3 protein-coding genes are annotated in these 4,989 nt (G+C 64.6%); all 3 read right to left on the reverse strand.

Annotation, left to right across the window (positions count from 1 at the left end; all coding sequences use genetic code 11):
• On the reverse strand, nucleotides 1–529 hold a 529-nt coding region (locus tag AB0M95_RS40745), incomplete at its 3' end, for a transposase domain-containing protein (RefSeq protein WP_363777074.1).
• 169 nt (nucleotides 530–698) lie between these two features.
• Complete coding sequence (locus tag AB0M95_RS40750; protein ID WP_363777077.1) at nucleotides 699–1,163, reverse strand: hypothetical protein; 465 nt, start codon at nucleotides 1,161–1,163, stop codon at nucleotides 699–701.
• Between the two features lie 94 nt (nucleotides 1,164–1,257).
• A partial coding sequence (locus AB0M95_RS40755; RefSeq protein WP_363777080.1) for an RHS repeat-associated core domain-containing protein occupies nucleotides 1,258–4,989 on the reverse strand: 3,732 nt, incomplete at its 5' end.

Raw genomic sequence — 4,989 nt, forward strand, 5'->3', positions numbered from 1 at the left:
TCGTGGTTCCATCGATGGCGGTGACCACCAGCCCGAACGCGTACGCGCCAGGGATGCCGGCGCCGGCCTTCGGTTCCATCGCGGCGGCCTGGCCGAACAACTCGCGCAGCGGGGCCTCACTCAGCCGGGTCCTGGCCGAAGAGAACGCCTGCCCGGTGGGCACCGGGGCGGCGGGCACACGCGCAGGACGCTGGGCGAAGGTCCGCGCGAGCACCGCGTCGTAGCCTTCCCCGCTGTACAGGCAGCAGTTCAGCACAGCGGCCAACGTCACCTCGCCGGGCAGATCCCGCCGCCGCTGATCGATATACCCGGCTGCCTCCAGTGCCGCGATCACCTGCTCGGCACTGACCAGGCGGCCCAGCAGCGACGGCCACCGATCGCCCGCATTCGTTCCCATTCCGGCCGCTGGCCCGGCAGCGATCAATTCGCGCAGCGACCGCCGGACCTCTCCGACCGCAACGGCGGACACGCCCGACGAAATGGCGGACACCGTGGACGAGACAAGCGCGGGCATGCCAGACTGCGACAACGAAGCTCCTGGATCGACGTTGGATCTCGACAATCCCCGTCCTACCAGGAGCTTTTCTATGTCGCAGGCCCCTCCAAACCCTGACCCGATCTTTGCCGCCCGCGATCAAGTCGGAAGTGGAACTACATTTCGACCCTAACTTTAGGGCGGTGCCTAGACCGCCTCAGCGTCAATGATCGGAGAACCACGCCCTTACCAGCGCAGACCCTTCACCAGCGTAGTTTTCAAGCGCGTACACCTCGACCGAACGATCATCGATTTCACCGGTTACCGCCTTCACACGTCGAGCATGGTTGGCCCATTCCCGAGTCTTCTCCGCGGGAACCGCGGTCCAGGTGGGAGGGCGGAACTCGCGGAGAGCATCCTCGGCGGACGCGCCGGGCAACTCGACCTCTATCCACGGGCCGTCGTCGGAGGGACCGCAGCCGTGGCCCCCTTCGATGTCGTCGGGACGCACCGACGGCAGGTACGGCGCGATCGCGTCTGCGAGCCGGTTGTTCTCCGCAAGGCTTCGCGACACGCAGTCCGGATCCGCCCGATCGAAGACCGCGTCGAACCACGCCTTCGCCCTGAAAGCAGCGAAGGCTCCCGTCGCGACCACAACACAGAGCGCCGTGGCCACGACAACGTTCACTGTGCGAGCACGCACTGTCTGCCGCCTTCGAAGTCCGCACCGGCGCCCTCGACGCCAGGTCCCGGTGATATGGGGAGAAACCGACGGGCTGGCATCACCACAACTTGCCCGACGTCCACAAAGTCTCGCACAATTCCTTCACGTAAGCCCAGTACTTCTCCGCTTTATCGGCCCGCGATCCCTCACCGTAGCGGAGGGACCTCAGCTTGCCGAGGTTGGCTTCGGCCGCCTCCTGGCTGACCTTGTTGTTATGCCTATCGATCGCCGTATCCTTTCTCACGTTCCTCTTCGACATGTCGTTGCCTTTTTCGTGGTTTTCGGCTACCTGCTCAGCAATCTTCCGGCCACAGATGTCCGTCAGCGCCACCTGCTGCACGCAGTGCCGCATCGCGTTCTTCTTGCACGGTTTCTCGTTCGAGCATTTGTCGCTCTTACTGTATCGTGACCCGCTGAGCTCGAACGCTTTCAGCGAGACGTACACGACGATATTACAAATCTTGTCAGATAAGCCGTCGCATTCTTTCAACCGGGGGCCGGATTTCTTGGCGCTACCGCGCTCAGTGCTTTCATTCACGCTCAGTTCGGCCAGCAACTGACTGGAATCCTGCCGCTCTTGCTGAAGTTCGGCCAGTTCCGCCGCTTCCACCGCCTGGTTGTACGAGTCGTGTGAACACAGCAGGTCGTGGGAACGGCACAGTGCAACGGTCGGACTCTCAGGGAAGAGCCCTGTGGGATCCGCCAACCGGATGGGGTCATTCCCGGCGTAGGAGTAAGGATTGGCAAACTGCTGTTCGGAAGGGTCACCAGCCAGCAAAGGATCCGTGCTGATGAATCTCGCGATCGCTGGTGAGTAATATCTCGCACCAAGATCAACGAGCCCGGTGGCCTCGTCCTCCGTCTTGCCGAGGAAACCCTGATCCGTGCCCGGCAACGCATCCCGGCCAGCTCGCCGGGCGCCGAAGGGAAGGTATTTCTGGCGGTCGACCTTTCCAGTCGTCTCGTCGATGGCGAACTCGTGACTGCCCTGGGGTCCGGCGAGCAACCACGTGACGCCCGTGCGGCCGCTCGTTCGCATGGCCACGACGACACCGTCCTGCGTCTGGTAGTACCGCTTTCCGGTGACCTTTCCATCGGCGAGTTCCAGCTCCATGGCACCGAGATAGAGCACCGTCCTGCCGGGCTCGCGCCGGATCAGGCGCTTACCGTCAGCGTCATAGACCTCGTCCGAAATCCTGCCGCCGACCGTCGCCTTGGCCATTTGCCCAAGTTCGTTCCAATCGAACGTGGACGTGGTACCGCCGACGAGCTGCGATGTCAGCTGGCCTCGCGCATCGTAGGTGTACGTGTCTGTTCCAGACGCCCGCGTAATCGAACGCACCGCGTTCGGCCGCACCACTCCAGCACCGGGCGCTGGGTAGTCGTACGTCGCCGTATGGCCGGAGTCGGTCACGGACTTGATGTTGCCCACCGGGTCGTAGGTGTAGGAAAGGCTGTACGGATCGGGTCCGCCCGCCACAGGCCCGCCCGTACACGCGCCTGTGGTCGAGAACGCGGACTCAAGTCGGCGCCGTACGTCGTAACCGAAACACTCCAGCTGAGGCGCCGGCGTGACGGTGTTGTCGGCTATCGAGGCAAGGGAACCAGCGGCGTCGTATGAGAACTGGTCTTCCTGAACAGTGGCCGACGGCGTGTTGCCGACGCTCGATACGGTCTTGACGGACGTGAGCGCGTTCGTCGCCGGATCCCAGGTCAGCGTTCTCCGAATGCTCGCGGAGTTTCCAAGGTCGCGGGACGTCAACTTGCCGACAGGCGAGTAGCCGGTCGTCTTCACATAAGTGAAGGTGCCCCCGAAGTCGGATGACAACGCGACCGGGAGTCCGACGTCGTTGAAGGTAGTCGCAGTCGTCTCCTCCGGCAGCCCACCGGCCTCGGGGAATGTCTTGGAGTTCTCGCGGCCTGCCTTGTCGTACCCAACTGTGAACGTATAAGTGCGCGCGAGCAGGCCCTCGGCGGCGGGAATCGTCAGCACCGACCCGAGGGGGCGATAGTCCGCGTCATAATCCGTCACGGTGTCCGTGTAGGCCTGTCCGCCGGTCCAGCGGGTCGCCGAGGTGCGCTCCCCCTTGAACAGGGTGTCGTAGACCCATTCGGCGACCTTGGTTCCGGAGCCGGGGTTCCCGACCCACTGCTCCTTCTTCCGCCCGAGGTCGTCGTACACGGTGGAAATCGTCCCCCCCTTGGCGTCGGTCGCTGAGGTGAGGTTCCCGGCCGGGTCATAAGCTGCGGCGGTCGCCCCGAAATCGGGATCCGTCTGGGCGACGCGTCGCTTGGCCCAGTCGTAGGTGAAGGTGCGCACATTGCCATTGGCGTCGGTCATCCTGGTGAGGTTCCCGAGCGCGTCGTACTCGCGCGTGCTGTTCAGCCATTGCGTCCCGAACTGCTCCGAGATCCCGGTGACCTTACCGGCGGCGTTCACTGTGTAGGTGGTCTTGCCACCCAGAGGCGGCGTCACGGTGTACTGGTCCGCTCCCGCGTACGCGGTGGACGCACGGCGCACCTCCACCACCCCGCCGTACTGGATCTTGGCGACCTCCCGGCCTGCGCCGTCGAAGATCGTCCTAGCCCATGAGGGCACATCGGCCATCGCGGGGTTGAGCAGGCCCGCGCCCGCGTTCGCGCTGTTGTGAAGCGGGGCCGACCTCACCGTTTCCAGACCTCGCGCGTCGTAGGCAGTGATCTTGACCATGCGACCACCCGCGGGCGAGGGCATCTGCTCTTCTCTCAGGCGGCCGAGCCCGTCCTCAAAGGAGACAGAGGTCAGCCACTTGGCAGAAGAACCCGCCCCAGAGAATATCTTGCTCATCGTCACGCTCGCCGACGCCGTCGGCTGGCCCGTGCCTCCGTCGAAGGGGACGCTGTAGCTCACCTTCGCTGCAGGAGTGCTGCCGCTCTTGGGCTGCCCGGGCGTCCACAGCGTGGTCGTACGGCCGAGTGAGTCGTACTCGATGTTCGTTGTGCGGTCGTTCGGATCGCGCAACGCGACCACCCCTCCATGGGCGGGGGCGTTCCACGCCGTCTGCGTGAATCCAAGGGGGTTGGTGCGCGTGGTGCCGTCCACGGGGTACCCGACCGTCGGCGCGTAACTGATGGAGGTGGTCTTACCGCGAACGTCTGTGGTGGACGTCGGCCGCCCGTAACCGTCGAAGACCGACTTCTCCGTGGCGATGTGGGTGGCGTCCAGCCATGTCCGTATCTCGGTCTTGTTTCCGCGCGTCGGTTTGTTGGTCGCCGGGTCGGTCCCACCGTCGTACAAGGTCACGACTCGCCCGATCACATCCCCGGCCACACAGTCGTCTCCCTTGCGCGTCTCCACGGTGGACGGCAGCGCGAGGATCCATTGCCCGCTATCGATGTTGCGGGCGTAGGACATGGTGACGCAGGTGTTGTCGGATGCCGTACCCGTGTCGCCGTAGTCATTGATCTTCGTCGGCAGGCCGTAGGTGTCGTAGGTGGTGCGCTGGTCGGTGTAGCGGAAGCCGCCGGTGACCGCCTGGCGGGTGACCTGCCGGGTGGTGTTGATCTGGAGTGGGTCGTAGATGCCGGGGCCGTTTCCGGTGGAGACGGTGGTGTACTCGTATCGCTTGGAGCCGATCTCGACGTACCCGCCCAGGGTGGGACCGTCCGGAGGTGTGGTGGGGGGTGTGGTCGGTGTCGGGGTGACCGTGGGAGTTGGGGTGGGGCCGTCGGTACAGTCGCCGAGGTCCTTCCAGACGGAGAGCTTGCCGGGCTCCCAGCCATAGGAGGTTGCGTCCTGGGCTTCCCAGTG

It is taken from the genome of Sphaerisporangium sp. NPDC051017 (assembly GCF_040683095.1).
Lineage (GTDB): Bacteria > Actinomycetota > Actinomycetes > Streptosporangiales > Streptosporangiaceae > Sphaerisporangium.